Origin of the sequence: Rhizobium sp. NPDC090279, assembly GCF_044769665.1 — a bacterium.
In the GTDB taxonomy this organism is placed as follows: Bacteria; Pseudomonadota; Alphaproteobacteria; order Rhizobiales; family Rhizobiaceae; genus Rhizobium.
In genome coordinates this window covers 13,518-32,363 of the sequence record NZ_JBIVYI010000015.1, presented here as the reverse complement: position 1 = coordinate 32,363, position 18,846 = coordinate 13,518, and the positions used below count along the sequence as shown (strand labels likewise).

The window sequence follows — 18,846 nt, the reverse complement described above, 5'->3', positions numbered from 1 at the left end:
GAGATATGAGCGCCACGATGCCGGGCATGCAAATGGCGGAGAACATGCCCTGCTGCCCCGAACAGCGGCCTGTCGGAAAGATGGACTGCGGCAAGGGCTGCCTGTTGTCGCTCGTCTGCACAACGTCGATGTCGGCCCATGGGCCCGACGCCCACGGCTGGTCTGTTGCCATTTCCTGGTTGTCGCATCGCTACAATCTCATGCCGCCATCACAACTGACACCAGCGTTTGTCGAGCCCCCGGCCCGACCTCCGAAAGCCTGATCTCAATCAATCTTTGAAACATGCCGCGATTCCAATCGGACGCCTGAACGCGTTCGATGGGAGCCGATGGCCGTCAATTTTGACCCGAGGACGTGATCAGGAAGATCCGTCCCGATGAGATCGGAATCATGAACAAGACCTATCTTTCCGGAGCGATGCTCCTTGCCGGCGTGCTGATCGTCGGTTCCGCCACCATGTCGTTCGCAGCCGCACAAGACTACGAGTTCCAGCCGGTTTCCACCGACGTCAAGCAGGGCCAGGGATCGCTGGTCTCGGTGCGTCTCGTCGACAAACGGACCGGCAAGCCGGTTCCCGATGCCGTTATCTTCACGACGCGGATGGACATGGCGCCTGAAGGCATGGAGACGATGACGGTTCCAGTCGAGGCGACGGGCTCGACTGGCCCGGGCGTCTACGCCTTCAAGGCCGACTTCAGCATGGCCGGCAGCTGGCGTTTCAAGCTTGCCGCTAAGGTTCAGGGCGAGCCGGACACCGTCCAGGGCGAACTCTTGCTGAAGGCGACCCCTTGAACACGCCATCGCGTGTGGCAGCCACGCTCTCCCTCGCCGTATTGCTCGGCGGGGGAGGCTATTGGGCTGGCACGAACAACCTTGCCTCCATGGTCAGACTTGAAACCTCCGGAGCGGCCTTTGCCGCGCCTGCCGCCTCAGTGGCAACATCGACCGGCGCCGGCGCGGTGATTTACTACCGCCATCCCGATCGCCTGCCGCAGTTCTCGGCGGTGCCGAAGAATGCAGATGATGGACGCGCCTTCGTCGCCGTGCATGCAAGCGAGGACGTGAGTTTCGACGACAAGGCGAAGAAGACACAGCCCGTCAAGGGCAGCATCCTCTACTACCGAAATCCGATGGGCCTGGCCGACACGTCGAAAGTGCCGAAGAAGGATTCGATGGAAATGGACTATATTCCGGTCTACGAGGGGGAGCAGTCCGATGCCTCGACCGTCAAGGTCCCGCTCGGTAAGCTACAGCGCACCGGCGTGAGGACAGCGACGGCCGAGATGGCCAGCATCGGCCGCAAAGTCGAGGTGCCGGGGACCGTGACGCTCGACGAACGCCTCGTCAGCGTAATCTCGATGCGGACGGATTCCTTCGTCGACGACGTTGCCAACATCACCACCGGCGACCGTATCGGCCGGGGCGAGAAACTATTCCGCTTCTATTCCAAGGAAATCGCCGCGGCGGCTTCCGAATATGCCGCCGGCAGGGAGGGCTCGCGCGGCAATGATGATGCCGGCTCTGCACTGCGCCTCAAGAATCTCGGCGTACCGCAGGAAGTGATCGACACGATCGCACGAACGCGGCAGGTGCCGCCGAGCATGACCTATACGGCGCCGCGAGACGGCGTCATCCTCGAGCGCGCGGCCGTCGCAGGCATGATGGCAAAGTCCGGGGATACCCTGTTTCGCATCGCTGACATCTCCGACATGTGGGTGATCGCCGACCTCCCCGAATATGACCTTGCTGCCGTTCGTGTCGGAGCGAAGGCCGACATCACGATCCGCAGCCTTCCCGGAAAGACCTTCCACGGCACGGTCGATCTCATCTACCCGCAAGTGGACATGCAGACGCGCACGACCAAGGTCCGCATCGAGCTTGCCAATCCGGACGGTCTCTTGCTGGCCAACATGTATGCCGATGTCGCGATCGAGGCGGGCGTTCCGAGCCCCGTCGTCTCGGTTCCCAACAGTGCCATCGTCGACACAGGCGATCGTCAGGTGGTGTTCATCGACAAGGGCGACGGACGGTTCGAACCGAGGGATGTCAAGCTCGGTGTGCGTGGCGACGACAATACGGAGATCAGGCAGGGTGTGGCCGCCGGCGACAAGGTGGTCGTCTCCGCCAACTTCCTGCTCGACGCCGAAAGCAATCTCAACGCGGCGCTGAGCGCCATGACCCCTGAGGAAGCCAAGCCATGATCTCTCGCGTCATTTCCTGGTCCGCCCACAATCTCGTCCTGATCTTCGTCGGTGCCGCGCTTGCCGTGGCAGGCGGCATCTACGCGCTGCGCTCCCTGCCGCTTGACGCCATCCCCGACCTCTCCGACGTTCAGGTGATCGTCTACACCGAATATCCCGGCCAGGCGCCGCAGGTGGTCGAGGATCAGGTCACCTATCCGCTGACGACGTCGATGCTCACCGTGCCGAAGTCGAAGGTCGTACGCGGCTTTTCCTTCTTCGGCGTCTCCTTCGTCTACGTCATCTTTGACGACGGCACCGATCCTTATTGGGCGCGCAGCCGCGTCCTCGAATATCTGAACGCGGCGTCGAGCCGCCTGCCTCAGGGCGTCACTCCGACGCTCGGTCCCGACGCGACAGGCGTCGGCTGGGTCTATGAATACGCGCTGGTTGCCAAGGAACTTTCGCTTGCCGAACTGCGCTCGCTGCAGGATTGGGTCGTGCGTTTCGGCCTGTCGAAATCAGAGGGCGTGGCCGAGGTCGCAAGCGTCGGCGGCTTCGTCAAGCAATATTCCATCGTCGTCGATCCCGCCCGCCTCAAGGCGCAGGGCATATCGCTGCAAGACGTCGCCAATGCCGTGCGCGCCAGCAACACCGATGTTGGCGGCCGGACGATCGAGCTCTCCGAATTCGAATTCATGGTTCGCGGGCGAGGCTATCTCAAGGGCATTCCCGATATCGAGAACATCGTCCTGAAGAGCCAGAATGGCGTACCGTTGCGTCTTGGAGATGTCGCCCGGGTCGAGCTGGTTCCGGACGAACGCCGAGGCATCACCGAGCTCAATGGCGAGGGCGAAGTGGCGGGTGGCATCGTGCTGCAGCGGTTCGGCGCAAACGCCCTGACCGTGATCGACAATGTCAAGAAAAGCATGAACGATATCAAGGGCAGTCTGCCGCCGGGCACGGAGATCGTACCCGTCTATGACCGCTCCACCCTGATCGAGGCCGCGATCGAAACCCTGAAGGGGACACTGGTCGAGGAAACGATCGTCGTCGCCCTGGTGACGATCGCCTTCCTGCTGCATGTCCGCAGCGCGCTGGTCGCCATCGTCATGCTGCCCGTCGGCATCCTGATCGCCTTCATCGCCATGCGGCTTCTCGGCCTTGGCGCCAACATCATGAGCCTTGGCGGTATCGCGATTGCCATCGGCGCGATGATCGACGCTGCCATCGTCATGATCGAGAACGCCCACAAACACCTTGAACGCGCTCCCCCCGACAAGCCGCGGATCGACATCCTCGTCGAGGCAGCAAGCGAAGTCGGCCCGGCGCTGTTCTTCAGCCTGCTGATCATCACGGTCTCGTTCCTGCCGATCTTCACGCTGGAATCGCAGGAAGGCCGTCTGTTTGGACCGCTCGCCTTCACCAAGACCTTCTCGATGGCAGCGGCCGCGCTGCTGTCGGTGACATTGGTGCCGGCGCTGATGGTGCTCTTCGTCAGGGGACGCATCGTTCCCGAGCAGAAGAACCCGGTGAACCGTTTCCTGATCTGGATCTACCGGCCGGTTATTTCCGGCGTCCTCAAAGTAAAGACCCTGACCATCGTGGCCGCGCTCGCCATCCTGGCGGCGACCGTCTGGCCGGCTCAGCACATCGGCAGCGAGTTCATGCCCAATCTCGACGAGGGCACGCTGATGTACATGCCGACGACACTGCCCGGCATCTCGATCACCAAGGCGGCCGAACTGATGCAGACGCAGGATCGCATCATCAAATCCTTCCCGGAAGTTAAGACCGTGTTCGGCAAGGCCGGCCGCGCTCTGACGGCCACCGATCCGGCTCCGACCGAGATGTTCGAAACGATCATCCAGCTGAAACCGAAAGCCGAGTGGCGTCCGGGAGTGACCGTCGAAAGCCTCCGGCAGGAGATGGATGCGGCACTGCAGTTTCCCGGCGTGTCGAACGCCTGGACCATGCCGATCCGCGGCCGCATCGACATGCTCTCGACCGGCATCAGGACGCCCGTCGGCGTCAAGGTCTATGGCACCGATCTTGGCGAAATGGAGAAGGTCGCGCGGCAGATCGAAACGGTGCTGAAGACCATACCGGGAACGTCGAGCGCCTATGCCGAACGGGTGATCGGCGGCTACTATCTCGATATCGTTCCCGATCGCACCGCGCTTGGTCGCTACGGGCTGACCGTCAACGACGTGCAGGACGTGATCGGGATGGCGCTCGGCTCCGAGGTCGTGACCTCGACGGTCGAAGGCCGCGAGCGATACGGGGTGGCGGTGCGCTATCCCCGGGCCTTGCGCAGCGATCCGCAAGCGATCGCCCGCGATGTGCAGATATCGCTACCCGGCGGCGGAACGGTTCCGCTTGGCGAGGTGGCCGATGTCAAGCTGACGCGCGGCGCCACGACGATCCGCACCGAAAACGGCCAGCTTGCCGTCTATGTGTATGTCGATATCGCCGGCCGCGATCTCGGCGGCTACGTCGCCGAGGCACAACAGGCGGTGGCGAAGAGCGTCAAGCTGCAGCCGGGCTACTCCGTCGCCTGGAGCGGTCAGTTCGAGTATCTGCAACGGGCCGAGGCTCGGCTTGCTATCGTCGTTCCCCTGACCCTGGCGCTGATCTTCCTGCTGCTCTACCTGAATTTCAAGGAGCTGACGGAAACGATGATCGTCATGCTGTCGCTGCCCTTCGCGCTCGTCGGCGGCATCTGGCTGATGTGGTGGATGGGTTTCAACGCCTCGGTAGCGGTCGCCGTCGGCTTCATCGCCCTTGCCGGCGTCGCGACTGAGACAGGCGTGATCATGCTGATCTATCTCGACCACGCGATGAAAGAGCGGCGCGATGCCTGCGAGAAGGAAGGCCGCACGTTCTCGAAGCTCGACCTCAACCGGGCCATCATGGTCGGCGCGGTCGAACGCGTCCGGCCGAAGATGATGACGGTTGTTGCCATCATGGCCGGCCTCGTGCCCATCCTGTGGCGGACCGGCACGGGCTCCGAGATCATGCAGCGTATCGCGGTGCCGATGATCGGCGGCATGGTGTCTTCGACATTGCTGACGCTGATCGTCATCCCCGCGGTCTACGGGCTGGTCAAGGGATGGCGGCTGCCGGGAGCGGACGAACATCTGGCCTCTGCCATCGATGATAGACAAAAGCTCGAGGCTGCTGAATGACATCCCGGCCGGAGGCGGATATCGCCTCCGGCCGATCTGGTACGGAGTCATCCTGAGATACGACTTGTGCGTCGGTTCAGACTAACCGACAGGTCTCACCTGAGTGAGCAGCCTCTTACGGCACGTGGAATTCGATCCGAAAGCGCGGCATCGTGCTGGGGCTGCCGTGGAGAATAGTTCCCATGACGCATCTTCCTCCTGACGACTGACGATCAACAGTTCACCATCACACTCCGGGACTGCATATCCATTGTATATTTCCAGCCAGCATAGCTTTCCATCACTGATGGATTCTGAGTCCTCCGATTCCATCCTAACTGTCGAGAATCCGTCATAAAAATTATGAAAATTAGCTGCTGGTAAAAGAAATAAGCTTCTTTAGAAGTTCTTCGGAGATCTCAAACTGGCGCGCTGTTCCGCGGCCCATAGAATTCTTGACCATCGTTTCCGTGAGCATCCCGCGCCTGACAAGCAGATCAACCGTCTCCTTGGCGCCGCTCCGGGTCAGTTCTGTAATCTCTATTATATTTGAAAGGGTTAGCTTTTGATGGGCTTGGGTCATTGTGTAGAGAATCGTCATCATGCCAATCTCTTTCAGCCGAGCCTGCGGCGTCTCGTCCTCACGCGGATGATCAAGGATCTCATGGAGAATAAGTCCTGAGAAGGCAAGATTATGCCATTGCGTCTTGAGTGCTCTTGTCATGTCATTTAACTGTGTTATATACGCTAGTATAAAGGCGCGTTGATGGGGCTGATGTTCCCTTCTGCAATGGGGCGGCGCTGTTCCGGAGGGTCCTGTCCATGAAAAACCTTCTGCTGAATTCACGACTTGCGATCTGCTGCATATTATTACCCTACCTGATTTCGGGCAGTAAAGCGCTGGCTGACGATTGGGGATGCCGGGTTATCCTCTGCCTCTCAAATCCTGGCGGGGCGACCCAGTACGCGGAATGCCGACCTCCGATCCAGAAACTCTGGAACCAGCTTGCAAAAGGCCATTCGTTTCCAACCTGCAGCGGCGTAGGCTTTCAAAGCTCCCGACCGGGTTATGAGCCTTACTTTTGCGATGCCGGATATAGGCTGTTGGGGAGCTACGGTCCTCGCGGTGAGCGGACAACCTGCGTCTCGACATCCCACAAGCGTGTCAGCAATTTGCTTTGCTCCGATGATCGAGACAACTATGGCGACGGCTCCAACGCGGTTCTGTCACCACGCTGGCAACGGGAAGACGGACGTCTTCAATGCATGGGCTATGCAATCATGCGCCCAAATGAGCGAACGCAGCCACACTATCTCGACGTCACCATCGACGGCGTCGGCAAGCAGCGCGTGTGGTACTGACCGATGGCTGCTGTATTCGTCGATCTCGCCCAAGCCTGCGCACCCATGGTTCAGGTGGAAACACTCGCCTCAGTCGTAAGCCTCGAGAGCCGCTTCCAGCCCTTCGCAATCCGCATCAACAGCGGCTCGCCCCTTGCGGCACAGCCGACGACGAAAGCCGAGGCGATCGAAGTCGCCACATCGCTGATATCTGACCATCAGGATATCCAGCTCGGCCTTGGCGGGATCGGTGTCGAAGAGCTCCGGAAGCTGAAGCTGTCCGTATCGGATGCCTTCGATCCGTGCCTGAACCTCAAGGCCACAGCGACGCTTCTTGACGGCTACTACCGTCTCGCTGTGCGTGTCGGCGCCGATACCGCCCAGGCGGAGAAGGTGATGCTCCAATCCTATTATGGACGCGACGATCCGTCCGTCGGGGCGATGGTCAAATACGACGAGCAGGTGCGCCGTGAAGGAAAGCGGCTTTCCGCCAAACTTGCATTGCTCACTATTGCCGAACCGCATGATCAGGCCGCGTCTGCCGACCAACCACCTGATCAAGTGGCTCAGCCGCTCCCAAGGCAAATTTCCCAAACCGAAGAAGCCGCATCCTGGGATGTGTTCAATTCCAGACGCCGGTCTTCAATCCTCATTTTCCAGAATGATCGATCGGAGCAGAGTGAATGATCTCCAAAACCAGTTTTCGCCCCTTTGCCGCCTCGACGCTCATGGCGGCAGCAATCGTTGTATTCATGGTTGAACCCGCTTTTGCCCAATCCGCCGGTATCGAAAGCGTATTGCAGAACATCGTCACCATGCTCACCGGCAACATCGCCAAACTGCTGGCGGTCATAGCCGTGATCATCATCTGCATCGCCTGGATGTTCGGCTACATGGATCTGCGCCGAGCCGGCTTCTGGATCATCGGTATTGGTGGGATTTTTGGCGCTACCGAGCTGGTCAACACCATCGTTGGAGGCTGAACGCCATGGCGAACGCTCCGACCCTTGAAGAAGACACGCTGTTTCTCGCCTGCACGCGCCCGGCGATGATTGCCGGCGTGACCATGGAAGCGATGGGCATCAACATCATGCTGACGACGATCCTCTATATCACCGCCGGATCGATCGCTTACGCACTGGTCGGCGTCGCCTTCCATCTCGTGTTCCGGGCGTTCGTCAAGCACGACCACAACATGTTCCGGATCCTGCTTGCCTGGATCGAGACTCGCGGCCGCTCACGCAACGCCTCCTTCTGGGGCGGCGCGACGCTCTCGCCGCTTAAGCTTGTCCGACGCTATGACGAAAGGGATCTGAGCTTTGCCTAGTCTTGCGACGTTACGGTCCCGTGAGCTCGGGCCTGAGACCTTCATCCCCTATATCCGCCACCTCGACAAGACCACCATTGCGCTGGATTCCAGGGCGTTGATGACGATGATCGCGCTCGATGGCGTTTCCTTCGAGACTGCCGACGTTTTGGACTTGAACGCCCTGCACCGCAGCCTCAACACGCTTTACCGCAATATCGCCGACGAGCGCCTGGCGCTGTGGGCGCATGTCGTGCGCCGGCGTGACAATGACTACCCCGAAGGGCAGTTCGCCAATCACTTTTCCGATGGCCTCAATGTTAAATATCGGGAGCGCATGGTCCGCGAGGACCTGTTTCGAAACGATCTCTACCTCACGCTTGTCTGGCACCCAAGCCGGGATCCGGCCGAGAAAGCGGCCAATCTTCTCTCGCGCCTGCGCAAAGTGCGTCGATCCGGTATCGAGCTTGACGAGGCTGCCCTGAAGCATCTGCGTGACAAGGTGGCCGATGTCACCGCCGGCCTCAAACGCTTTGAACCGCGTATTCTGTCTCTGTACGGTCAGGACGGCACCCTGTTCTCAGAACCAAGCGAAGTTCTGCATCAGATCGTTGGAGGACGACGCGAGCCGGTCCCGTTGACCGAGGGGCGCATTTCCTCGGCGATCTATTCGGACCGGGTGATATTCGGGCGGGAGACCGTCGAGATCCGCCACGAGGCCGACAGCCGCTATGCCGGCCTGTTCGGTTTCAAGGAATATCCGGCAACGACACGCGGTGGCATGCTCGACGGCATCCTGACCGCGCCCTTTGAATTCGTCCTCACACAGTCCTTTGCTTTCGCCTCGAAGGCTGATGCCCGCACGATCATGGGCCGCAAGCAGAACCAGATGGTCAGCGCCGGTGACAAGGCAGCATCGCAGATCGAGGAGCTGGGCGAGGCGATGGACGATCTCGAATCCAATCGCTTCGTCATCGGAGAGCATCACCTGGCCCTTGCCGTCCTTGCGCCATCGGTCAAGGAATTAACCGATCATATGGCGAAGGCTCGCGCCCATCTCACCAGCGGCGGAGCGGTCGTCGCTCGCGAGGATCTCGGACTCGAGGCCGCATGGTGGGCGCAATTGCCAGGCAATTTCCGCTATCGGGCGCGCTCAGGCGCGATTACCTCGCGCAACTTTGCAGCCCTCTCTCCCTATCATTCCTATCCGACCGGCCAGAAGGACGGCAATGAATGGGGGCCGGCGGTCGCCATCCTGAAGACCGCATCGGGGTCACCCTTCTACTTCAATTTTCATCATGGGGATCTCGGCAATACCTTTGTCTGCGGCCCGTCGGGCGCCGGCAAGACGGTGCTCCTGAACTTCATGCTCTCGCAGCTCGAGAAGCACGATCCCCATATGGTGTTTTTCGACAAGGACCGTGGCGCTGATCTGTTCGTTCGTGCCGCCGGCGGTACCTATCTGCCGCTCAGGAACGGCGTGGCCACAGGCTGCGCGCCATTGAAAGCGCTGGAGCTGACAGCCGAAAACAAGGTGTTCCTCACGCGCTGGGTCGGCAAGCTGGTGGGAGCGAGAAGCCGAGAACTGACTGTCACCGAGCTGCGTGACATTGCCTCGGCCGTCGACGGTCTGGCGGACCTTCCTGTCGAGCGCCGCTCCATCGGCGCCTTGCGCACCTTCCTCGACAACTCCAACCTCGAAGGCATCGCCTCCAGGCTCAGACGCTGGGAGAGGGGAGGGTTGCTTGGCTGGGTCTTTGACAACGAGACCGACGACATCGGGATTGGCGCAAAGTTCATCGGCTACGACATGACAGACTTCCTCGACAATGAGGAGATCCGCACACCCTTGATGGCCTATCTCTTTTTCCGGATCGAGCAATTGATCGACGGGCGCCGCATCATCATCGTCATCGACGAGTTCTGGAAGGCTTTGCAGGACGAGGGTTTCCGGGACCTCGCTCAGGACAAGCTGAAGACGATCCGCAAGCAGAACGGCCTCATGCTGTTTGCGACCCAAAGCCCGCGCGACGCGATCGTCTCGCCGATTGCTCATACGATCGTCGAGCAGTGCCCGACACAGATTTTTTTGCCGAACCCACGCGGCGACCGCGCTGACTATATCGACGGTTTCAAGCTGACGGAACGCGAATTCGAGCTCATTTCCAGGGAGCTCTCCGTCGAGAGCCGCCGCTTCATAGTCAAGCAGGGCCATAACAGCATCGTTGCCGAACTGAACCTCAATGGTTTCGACGACGAGCTCGCGATTTTGTCGGGCCGCACAGCGAATGTCGAGTTGGCAGACGCCATCCGTTCCGAGATGGGCGAAGGATGCGAGGATTGGCTCGCCCTGTTTCAGGAAAGAAGGAAGACATCATGATCCGCAAAGGCAGGATACGGCGCTTTCTGGCAACCGCCACCTTTCTGGCATCAACGGGTCTTGCGACTGCGCAGGGCATCCCGGTCGTCGATCAGACGGCAATTGCCAAGCAGATCGAGAGTATCACGCAGCTCAAATCTCAACTCGATGCCTTGAACCAGCAGCTTCAGCAGGCCCAGCAGCTCTATGGATCGCTGAACAAGATGACCAACATGGCCGATGTCGCCGGTTTGCTGAACGATCCTTCGATCCGCAAGGCGTTGCCGCAGGACTTCGGCGCCATCGAAGGGCTGCTCAAGGGTTCCGGAACCGGCGCCTTCGGCAATGCCGCGTCGAAATTCCTTGATGACAATTCGACTTACCGTACGGATGCCAACGATTTTTACGCGCAGGAGCTTTCCCGCGCCCAGAACCATAACGCCGGGCAGATGAGCCTCGGCCAGCAGATCTATGATGCGGCAACCAAACGCATCGACGGCATCGACCAGCTGCGCCAGCAGATTTCGAGTGCTGCCGATGCCAAGGACATCGCCGATCTGCAGGCGCGCCTGCAGGCCGAGACCGCCTTCCTGCAAACCGACGTTCTGCGCATGCAGGGCCTGCAGATGGTGCAGCAAGCCCAGGTACAGGTCGATGATCAGCGCAAGGCCGAGGAGTGGCGCAAGCGAATGGACACGATGGGAGCGGCGCTCAAATGAGATGGTTCCTGACCGGTGCTGTGGTGCTTCTCCTATCGGCCTGCTCGCCTGAGAAGCAGAAGGTCTACACTGTCGACGAGCTGGTAGCAGACGATGCGCTGCTGGCGAAAATCATCGGCGAGTGCCGCAACAGTCCAGGTGAGCTCCACGATACACCCAACTGCCGCAATGCCGAGGCGGCCGATGGCAGGCTCCGTCTCGAGCGCATGCGCAAGTCGTTGGGAGGCTGACGGATGTATCAGGTGTTCAGTTTCGTCGACGGACAGTTCAAGACACCGCTCGAAAACTTCATTTCCTCCGGAACCTCGAACATCGCCAATTGGGTTAGCGGTCCGTTGACGGCGGCACTCACGCTTTATGTCGTGCTCTATGGTTATCTCGTGCTGCGCGGCTCGGTCCAGGAACCCATTCTCGAATTCGCCTTCAGGGTCATCAAGCTTGCGATCATCGTCATGCTGGTGAGGAACGCCAGCGACTATCAAACCTATGTCACCAACATCTTCTTCGACACGTTGCCGCGGGAGATATCGCAGGCTCTGAACTCCGGCACGACGCCGAGCGCCTCTACATTCGACAGCCTCTTGGATAAGGGCCAGAAATGCGCCTACGAGATATGGTCGCGGGCCTCCTGGCCGGTCGATATCGTGACGGGCGTCGGCGGCATGCTGGTTATCGGTGTAAGCTTTCTTGTCGCGGCGATCGGCTACATCGTGTCGCTCTATGCGCGTCTGGCGCTTGCCATCGTACTGGCGATAGGGCCGATCTTCATTGCGCTCGCGATGTTCCAACCAACCCGCCGTTTCACCGAATCCTGGATCGGCCAGCTTGTAAACTTCGTCATCCTGCAGGTGCTGGTCGTTGCGATCGGCTCGCTGCTGATCACTTGCATCGACACGACCTTCACCGCGATCGAAGGGTATAGCGATGTCCTGATGCGTCCGATTGCGCTCTGCGCGATCTGCATCGCTGCGCTCTACGTCTTCTACCAATTGCCCGGCATCGCCTCGGCACTCGCCGCAGGCGGAGCATCGCTGACCTACGGCTATGGCGCTGCTCGCGACGCGCACGAAAGCACGCTCGCCTGGGCTGTCTCCCACACGGTGAGGGCGGTCGGCCGCGGAGCGCGTGGCCTCGGTCGCCGGCTGACACCGAACCGGGCCGAATGACAGCCTCGATATCAATGGAATTGGACAGGTTATTACTAGATGATCCGTATCCTTTTGTTGCTTTCGCTGACCATGGGCCTCGCAGGCTGCGGCTCGATCTCCCATCCTCTGCCAAAATGTGACGGCTATTCCCGCCGGCCGCTCAACCGCTCCATGTGGCAGTGGGAGAACGATGGAAAAGTCGACAAGGCGGCGAGCCATGCCACCTCCTACGCGCAAGAGCCGATGTCGCCCACGCCAGCCGCCTTCGCGCACCTCGATGTCACAAGTTCCTATCGTCCATGTGAGGGAAAGTGACATGGTGAGCGAGGATAGTCTGAAGCGCTATTTCGACAGGGCTCGCCGGTTCGATCAGGATAGGCTGATCCAGGTGGAACGTTCTGCCCGTGTCGCCTGGTTTGTCGCCATCTCGGCCGGTATCGTCGCGGTTGTTTCCGTTTTCGCCATCGCCGGCCTCACGCCATTGAAAACCGTCGAACCCTTCGTCGTGCGGGTCGACAATTCCACGGGCATTGTCGATGTGGTGTCCGCGCTGACTTCGACTGCCGGCACTTACGATGAGGCGGTGACGAAGTATTTTGCGGCAAAATATGTTCGTGCCCGGGAAGGGTATGTCTCGAGCGAGGCCGAGGACAATTTCCGCACAGTGGCGCTGTTATCGTCGCAGCCCGAGCAGGCCCGCTTTGCCGCTGTTTACCGCGGCAGCAATCCGGATTCGCCGCAGAATATCTATGGCCGCGGCGCAACGGCACGGATCAACATCGCCTCCATCTCGCTGATCAACGCCCGTGTGACGTCTGTCCGTTACATGCGAACCGTCACGCGAGGCGACGATGTCCGCACCACGCATTGGGTGGCGACGCTGACCTTCTCCTATGCCAACGCCCCGATGTCCTCGACAGACCGCCTGGTCAATCCCTTGGGCTTCGCCGTCAGCGACTATCGCGCCGATCCGGAGGCCATCAATTGAGACTGCATTTCCTCGTCTCCCTCATGTTGGTGTTGGCTACTGGACTTTCTTCGAGGGCTCTCGCGCTCGATACACCGCGCAGTGCCCCGCTGGACAGCCGCGTCCGCTTTGTCGACTACCAGGCTTACAACATCACCAAGATCCTCGGCACGCTCAGATCGTCGGTACAGATCGAATTTGCCGCCGACGAGGAGATCGCCCACGTCGCGCTCGGCAACAGCGTCGCATGGGAGGTGGCGCCGGCCGGCAACATCCTGTTCCTGAAACCTCGGGAAAACCAGCCGGTGACGAACATCTCCGTCGTGACGACGCGGCGGGACGGCTCGACGCGCAGCTACCAGATGGAACTGACAGTTCGCGACGGCAGCGTCGAAGCCGGGCAAAACACTTACTTCTATGTGAAATATCGCTATCCGACCGACGAGGCGCAGCGCCGCAAGCAGGACGCCGCTGCTCGCGCGGAGGCCGCACAGGCCGGGCAAGCGGATCGCGTCCTTGGGCTGCATGAGGCCTATGGCCCCCGCAACTGGCGCTATTCCACCCAAGGGTCCCAGGCCCTTGAGCCGCAGGCGGTCTATGACAATGGCAAGGTCACCACCTTCGCCTTCGTCGGCAACCAGGAAATGCCCGCTATCTACATGGAGAATTCCGACGGCACCGAAAGCCTGGTGCCAAAATCCGTCGACGGCAATCTGGTGCTGGTCCACGCAATCAGCCGCAAGTTCATCCTGCGCAGGGGCAGCGACGTGCTCTGCATCTTCAACGAGGCCTACGATCGCGTCGGTATCAACCCCGATACCAACACGACGTCACCGTCGGTCGAGCGTGTCGTCAAGGCGCAACCGGATACAGGCCGATAGGAGATGTCATGGCCGAGGAAGAAATTACCCAGATCCCTGGCGAGCGGGCCGAAACATCGACCGGCGGCCGGCTCGACAACAATCCGGTCCTCAAACGCGGCGCCGTCGCCCTGGCGATCGTCGTTTTCGTCGCCTTCGCCCTCTGGTCGATGCGCGGACAGGAGAAGCGGTCAGATGGCACCCAGCCGGAACGGGTCGTCATCCGTCAGACATCGGACTTCGAGCCGGCCAAGGAACCGGTACAGCCGGTGAAGGCGCCGACCGAAGTTCAACTGCCAACCCCGGTCGTGACCGAACAGGCGCCTACCGACAACGACAAGCTGCTCGATGCGGCAAGGCGCGCGCCGGTGATCGCTTATGGTGGCGAGAAATCGCCGGCGACCCGGAGGGGAAATTCGGACCCAACCACGGATCAGCCGTCGAACTACGTATCCCCCGGCATCAATCCCGGCAGCTTCCAGTCGCAAGGCGAAAACGAGGACCAGCGCTTCAACCGCATGCTGGCGCCGACGCAATTGCAGGGATCTCGGGCCGGTACGCTCGGCAACCGCGATTTCATCGTCGCCATGGGCACGTCCGTCCCTTGCGTGCTGGAGACCGCACTTTCGTCCGATCAGCCGGGTTTCACCAGTTGCGTCATCAACCGTGATGTCCTGTCGGACAACGGCCGTGTCGTGCTGATGGAAAAGGGAACCCAGGTCGTCGGCGAATATCGCGGCGGCCTTCGTCGTGGGCAGAAGCGTCTCTTCGTCCTCTGGAACCGGGCGAAAACGCCGAAAGGCGTGATCGTCACCCTGGCATCGCCGGCAACCGATGCCCTCGGCCGGGCCGGCGTCGACGGTTATGTCGATACGCATTGGTGGGAGCGTTTTGGCAGCGCCATCCTCTTGTCGATCGTCGGCGATGCGAGCTCCTATGTCAGCAGCCGGCTGCAGGACAGTAATGTCGAGGCGCAGAATACCACCAGCGCCGGCCAGCAGGCAGCCGCGATCGCCGTCGAACAGTCGATCAACATCCCACCGACGCTTCTGAAACATCAGGGCGAGCTCGTTTCCATCTTCGTGGCACGTGATCTCGACTTTTCGAGCGTCTACAGGCTTCGCGTCACTGAGCCTCGCAATCGCATCTACGACCGCGCCGTGCTCGGCGACTTCAGCCCGGCCTCAAGTCTTGTCACGAAGTAGGTGCTCTGATGATGGAAGCTCCCGACGCCGGTGTCGTTCGTGAACTTCTGCTGCCGTTTTCACCGTTCCTGCGCGACAAGGCGCTCTATGAGGTCATCGTCAATGAGCCCGGAAAAGTCGTGACGGAGGGAGCGGACGGCTGGCGGACCCACGACGTGCCGGAATTGTCGTATGATCGGTTGATGCGTCTCGCGCGGGCAATCGCGAGTTTCTCCAATCAATCGATCGACGAGGCCCGTCCGATCCTGTCGGCGACGCTGCCGGACGACGAACGCATTCAGATCGTGATTCCGCCTGCCACCGCGAGAGGAACCATCAGCCTCACTATCCGCAAGCCCTCCTCGGTTTCGCTGAGCCTTGACGATCTCGATTGTGAAGGATTGTTCGCCGATCTCGTCCGAGCTGAAAGAGACAGAAGCCAATCGGGTGACAGGCTGTTGGAATACTACCGGATCGGCGCCTACAAGCAATTTCTTAAGGAAGCGGTACTTGCCCGGAAAAACATCATCATCTCCGGCGCGACTGGATCGGGCAAGACGACGCTATCCAAGGCACTGATCCGCTACATCCCCGAGACCGAACGGATCATATCCATCGAGGATACGCCAGAACTGGTCATCCCACAGCCAAACCATGTCCGGCTGTTCTATTCGAAGGGTGGCCAGGGAATGGCCAGGATCGGCGCCAAGGACCTTCTCGAATCCTGCCTGCGGATGCGGCCCGACCGGATCCTGCTGCAGGAGCTTCGCGACGGCACCGCTTTCTACTATATCCGCAACGTGAACTCCGGCCATCCCGGATCGATTACGACAGTCCATGCCGATTCCCCGCGCTTTGCCTTCGAACAATTGACGTTGCTGGTGAAGGAATCGGAAGGCGGCGGCGACCTCGAACGCCACGACATTCGTGAGATGCTGATGCTTGCGATCGACGTCATCGCTCAGTGCAAACGCATCGACGGGCAGTTTCGCGTCACCGAAATCTACTATCGCGATGCAGTCACCGCGCGTGGCCGAACGAGACAACCGATGCCGCCGTCATAGAGACTCTGAAATAGCTTAGTGACGCAATGAGCCAGGAGGCCGAGATCAGTGCGCCTATCGGCATCACGCGAAACCTGATGGCCGTCTGGCGGAGCAGACCGTTGCCCGCAGCCGGCGGCCAGGCGAATTCCGGCGGGAAACGGTGAGGATGGCGGATTGGGCTGGAGGGAGAGGGGGGAAGGGGCGTTCGTGGCGGGTCGCGGTTGTCGGAGAGAGGCTCCGGCCGGCCCGTCACGGAGAAAACGACATGGCACAGGCCGTCCAGAAAATCACGCTCAATGCCGGGCGTGACATCCCCTTCAATAAGCTCGTGCTTAGCCAGCAGAACGTCCGCAAGACCAAGGCGGGCGTCTCGATCGAGGAGCTCGCCGAAGACATCGCGCGACGCGGACTGCTGACCAGCCTCAATGTCCGCGCCGAGGTCGACGGCGATGGCAATGAAACCGGCATCTACCGTATCCCTGCGGGTGGCCGCCGCTACCGCGCGCTGGAGCTGCTGGTTGCCCAGAAGAAATTGGCGAAGACGGCGGCCATTCCCTGCATCGTCAGCAAGAGCGAAACCCTCGAATCCGAGGATTCTCTTGCCGAGAACATCAAGCGCGTCGACCTTCACCCGCTGGATGAGTTTCGGGCCATCATGACGCTGCGCGAACAGGGGCTCGACGAGGAAGAGATTGCCGCCCGCTTCCATATGTCGGTTGCAACGGTGAAGCAGCGTCTGCGGCTGGCCTCTGTCTCGCCGCGTCTGCTCGAGCTCTACGCCAACGACGAAATGAAGCTCGGCCAGGTCATGGCGTTCTCGATCACCAATGATCATGTTCGCCAGGAGCAGGTCTGGGACACGATCTCGCGGTCCCATAATCAGGATGCCTATTATATCCGGCGGATGCTGACAGAGACCGCTGTCCGGGCCTCCGATCGCCGCGCCGTTTATTTGGGCATTGACGTCTATGAGGCGGCCGGCGGTGTCGTGATGCGCGACCTGTTCGAACAGGACAATGGCGGATGGCTGCAGGATCCGGCGCTGCTCGAAAAACTCGTGCTCGAAAGGCTGACCGTCGACGTCGGGGCCCTGAAGGCTGATGAGGGCTGGAAATGGGTCGATGCGGCTTTCGATTTCCCCTATGGCCACACCTCCGGTCTTCGCCGTTTCTACGGCGAGCGGGCCGAATACACCGAGGAAGAGCTTGCGCGTTATGATGCGCTGAAAGCGGAATACGACAAGCTCGAGGCGGAATATGCCGAGGCGGAGGACTATTCCGAGGAAACCGAGGCGCGGCTCGAGCTACTAGGCAATGAGCTCGATACCCTCAACGATCGGCCCTACGTCTTCGATCCGGAGGACGTTGCCCGCGGTGGCGCTTTCATCTCGCTTGCCGCCAGCGGCGAGCTCAAGATCGAGCGCGGCTTCGTCCGGCCCGAAGACGAGGCCGCCACCGAGCCGGATGGCAGTGATGCCGTTGGCTCCAATAGCGGCGATAGCGATGAGGAAGGCAGTTATGCTATCGTTGCGGCCTCAGGGAACGGCGGCATCTCGATCAATGGCAAACCCGCCGGCGACGAGGAATCGGAGGACGACGACGGTAAGGCTCGTCCGCTCTCCGATCGCCTTATCGAGGATCTCACTGCCGCACGCACGGTCGCGCTTCGCAATGCTCTGGCCAGCAATCCGTCGATAGCTTTCATCGCCGCCCTGCATGTGGTGGTCCTGAAGATCTTTTACAGATATGGAGCAGATTCATGCCTGGAGATTATGCTGCAGCATACCGCGTTCAGCCAGACGCAGGGACTTGGCGATACGGTCTGGGCCAAGGAGATCGGCGAGCGGCAGGAAGCCTGGGGTTATGATCTTCCCGGGAATGCCGGCGAGGTTTGGGACTATCTGATCGCGCTCGACCAGGATAGCCGCATGGCGCTGTTTGCTCATTGCGTCTCGTTGTCGTTGAACGCCACGATCCAGGCGTGGAACAGGCGAACGAAGGAAAACGTCCACGCCAGGCAGCTTGCACGATCGCTCGGCTTTGGCATGGTCGATGCCGGCTGGGCGCCGACAGTCGACAACTATCTCGGCCGTGTCACCAAGGCGCATATCCTGCAGGCGGTGCGCGAAGCGAAGGGTGAGCAATCGGTGCAGCTCATCGATCATTTGAAGAAATCCGATATGGCGCGCGAGGCTGCCCGCCTGCTGGAAGGCAGCGAATGGCTCCCTGAGGTGTTGCGGTTCCCGGCCGATGAGAATGCTGGGGAACCCGAGGTCGTTGCTGCTGCTACGGACGCCATCGTTGAAGGCAAGGTCGTCGAGGGCACCGAAGTCGATCTACGGGCCTTCCTGGTGGAAGGCCAAGATGCGGAGGAGGCATCCGCCGATCCAGCCGATGACGATGGAGGATATCTCGACGCGGCGCAATAACTGCCGTCAGCCAACATCGAATGATCCAGAGCCCGGCCATTGCGCCGGACTCTGGTTTGAGGGGTCAGCCGCTTGCGGGGTGGCAAGAGTGGGGCCGGGGAGGGGCGAACCGGGCGGTGAGAGAGGGGTGCCTGGCCTCA

Annotated in this window: 18 protein-coding genes; 17 read left to right on the top strand and 1 reads right to left on the bottom strand. The window is 60.6% G+C overall.

Annotation, left to right across the window (positions count from 1 at the left end; all coding sequences use genetic code 11):
- Positions 1-391: 391 nt before the first annotated feature.
- From ACIQWP_RS28695 to ACIQWP_RS28685, 3 genes are read left to right on the top strand one after another with little or no spacing between them, the layout of a single operon-like run.
- Positions 392-793, top strand: a complete 402-nt coding sequence (locus tag ACIQWP_RS28695) for a FixH family protein (RefSeq protein ID WP_402795017.1) — start codon at positions 392-394, stop codon at positions 791-793.
- Positions 790-2,202: an efflux RND transporter periplasmic adaptor subunit gene (locus ACIQWP_RS28690; RefSeq protein WP_402795015.1), complete on the top strand. Its 1,413-nt coding sequence runs from the start codon at positions 790-792 to the stop codon at positions 2,200-2,202. Before ACIQWP_RS28695 ends, ACIQWP_RS28690 begins: the two co-directional genes overlap by 4 nt.
- Positions 2,199-5,369, top strand: coding sequence for an efflux RND transporter permease subunit (locus tag ACIQWP_RS28685; protein WP_402795013.1), 3,171 nt, complete (start codon positions 2,199-2,201; stop codon positions 5,367-5,369). Before ACIQWP_RS28690 ends, ACIQWP_RS28685 begins: the two co-directional genes overlap by 4 nt.
- Before the next feature lie 349 nt (positions 5,370-5,718).
- Here ACIQWP_RS28685 and ACIQWP_RS28680 read toward each other — a convergent pair whose 3' ends face one another.
- Positions 5,719-6,072 carry a MarR family transcriptional regulator gene (locus tag ACIQWP_RS28680; protein WP_402795010.1) on the bottom strand — a complete coding sequence of 118 codons (354 nt, stop codon included), beginning with the start codon at positions 6,070-6,072 and terminating at the stop codon, positions 5,719-5,721.
- A 98-nt stretch (positions 6,073-6,170) separates the two neighbouring features.
- On the opposite strand from ACIQWP_RS28680, the gene ACIQWP_RS28675 reads away from it, so the two are divergent.
- From ACIQWP_RS28675 to ACIQWP_RS28610, 14 genes are all read left to right on the top strand, one after another.
- Positions 6,171-6,710, top strand: coding sequence for a hypothetical protein (locus tag ACIQWP_RS28675; protein ID WP_402795007.1), 540 nt, complete (start codon positions 6,171-6,173; stop codon positions 6,708-6,710).
- Positions 6,711-6,713: 3 nt separating this feature from the next.
- Positions 6,714-7,376: a lytic transglycosylase domain-containing protein gene (locus ACIQWP_RS28670; RefSeq protein ID WP_402795004.1), complete on the top strand. Its 663-nt coding sequence runs from the start codon at positions 6,714-6,716 to the stop codon at positions 7,374-7,376.
- The gene (locus tag ACIQWP_RS28665) at positions 7,373-7,672 is read left to right on the top strand and encodes a TrbC/VirB2 family protein (RefSeq protein ID WP_402795002.1); all 300 of its coding nucleotides are present in this window, start codon (positions 7,373-7,375) and stop codon (positions 7,670-7,672) included. The genes ACIQWP_RS28670 and ACIQWP_RS28665 overlap by 4 nt, the downstream gene beginning before the upstream one ends.
- 5 nt (positions 7,673-7,677) lie before the next feature.
- A complete protein-coding gene (locus ACIQWP_RS28660; RefSeq protein WP_402794999.1) occupies positions 7,678-8,016 on the top strand; it encodes a type IV secretion system protein VirB3 in 339 nt (112 codons plus the stop codon).
- The gene (locus ACIQWP_RS28655; RefSeq protein ID WP_402794996.1) at positions 8,009-10,375 is read left to right on the top strand and encodes a VirB4 family type IV secretion/conjugal transfer ATPase; all 2,367 of its coding nucleotides are present in this window, start codon (positions 8,009-8,011) and stop codon (positions 10,373-10,375) included. Before ACIQWP_RS28660 ends, ACIQWP_RS28655 begins: the two co-directional genes overlap by 8 nt.
- Positions 10,372-11,073, top strand: coding sequence for a P-type DNA transfer protein VirB5 (virB5, locus tag ACIQWP_RS28650; RefSeq protein ID WP_402794993.1), 702 nt, complete (start codon positions 10,372-10,374; stop codon positions 11,071-11,073). Before ACIQWP_RS28655 ends, virB5 begins: the two co-directional genes overlap by 4 nt.
- The gene (locus tag ACIQWP_RS28645; protein ID WP_402794990.1) at positions 11,070-11,303 is read left to right on the top strand and encodes an EexN family lipoprotein; all 234 of its coding nucleotides are present in this window, start codon (positions 11,070-11,072) and stop codon (positions 11,301-11,303) included. Before virB5 ends, ACIQWP_RS28645 begins: the two co-directional genes overlap by 4 nt.
- Positions 11,304-11,306: 3 nt before the next feature.
- Positions 11,307-12,239 carry a type IV secretion system protein gene (locus ACIQWP_RS28640; protein WP_402794987.1) on the top strand — a complete coding sequence of 311 codons (933 nt, stop codon included), beginning with the start codon at positions 11,307-11,309 and terminating at the stop codon, positions 12,237-12,239.
- 39 nt (positions 12,240-12,278) lie between these two features.
- Entirely contained in the window at positions 12,279-12,536 is a 258-nt protein-coding gene (locus tag ACIQWP_RS28635; protein WP_402794985.1) for a hypothetical protein, read from the top strand.
- Position 12,537: 1 nt separating this feature from the next.
- Entirely contained in the window at positions 12,538-13,209 is a 672-nt protein-coding gene (locus ACIQWP_RS28630) for a virB8 family protein (RefSeq protein WP_402794982.1), read from the top strand.
- Positions 13,206-14,069, top strand: a complete 864-nt coding sequence (gene virB9, locus ACIQWP_RS28625; protein ID WP_402794979.1) for a P-type conjugative transfer protein VirB9 — start codon at positions 13,206-13,208, stop codon at positions 14,067-14,069. The genes ACIQWP_RS28630 and virB9 overlap by 4 nt, the downstream gene beginning before the upstream one ends.
- A gap of 8 nt (positions 14,070-14,077) precedes the next feature.
- Positions 14,078-15,253, top strand: a complete 1,176-nt coding sequence (gene virB10, locus ACIQWP_RS28620; RefSeq protein WP_402794976.1) for a type IV secretion system protein VirB10 — start codon at positions 14,078-14,080, stop codon at positions 15,251-15,253.
- A gap of 8 nt (positions 15,254-15,261) precedes the next feature.
- Positions 15,262-16,296 carry a P-type DNA transfer ATPase VirB11 gene (gene virB11, locus ACIQWP_RS28615; protein WP_402794973.1) on the top strand — a complete coding sequence of 345 codons (1,035 nt, stop codon included), beginning with the start codon at positions 15,262-15,264 and terminating at the stop codon, positions 16,294-16,296.
- 247 nt (positions 16,297-16,543) lie between these two features.
- The gene (locus tag ACIQWP_RS28610) at positions 16,544-18,706 is read left to right on the top strand and encodes a ParB/RepB/Spo0J family partition protein (RefSeq protein ID WP_402794971.1); all 2,163 of its coding nucleotides are present in this window, start codon (positions 16,544-16,546) and stop codon (positions 18,704-18,706) included.
- The last annotated feature ends 140 nt before the right edge of the window (positions 18,707-18,846 follow it).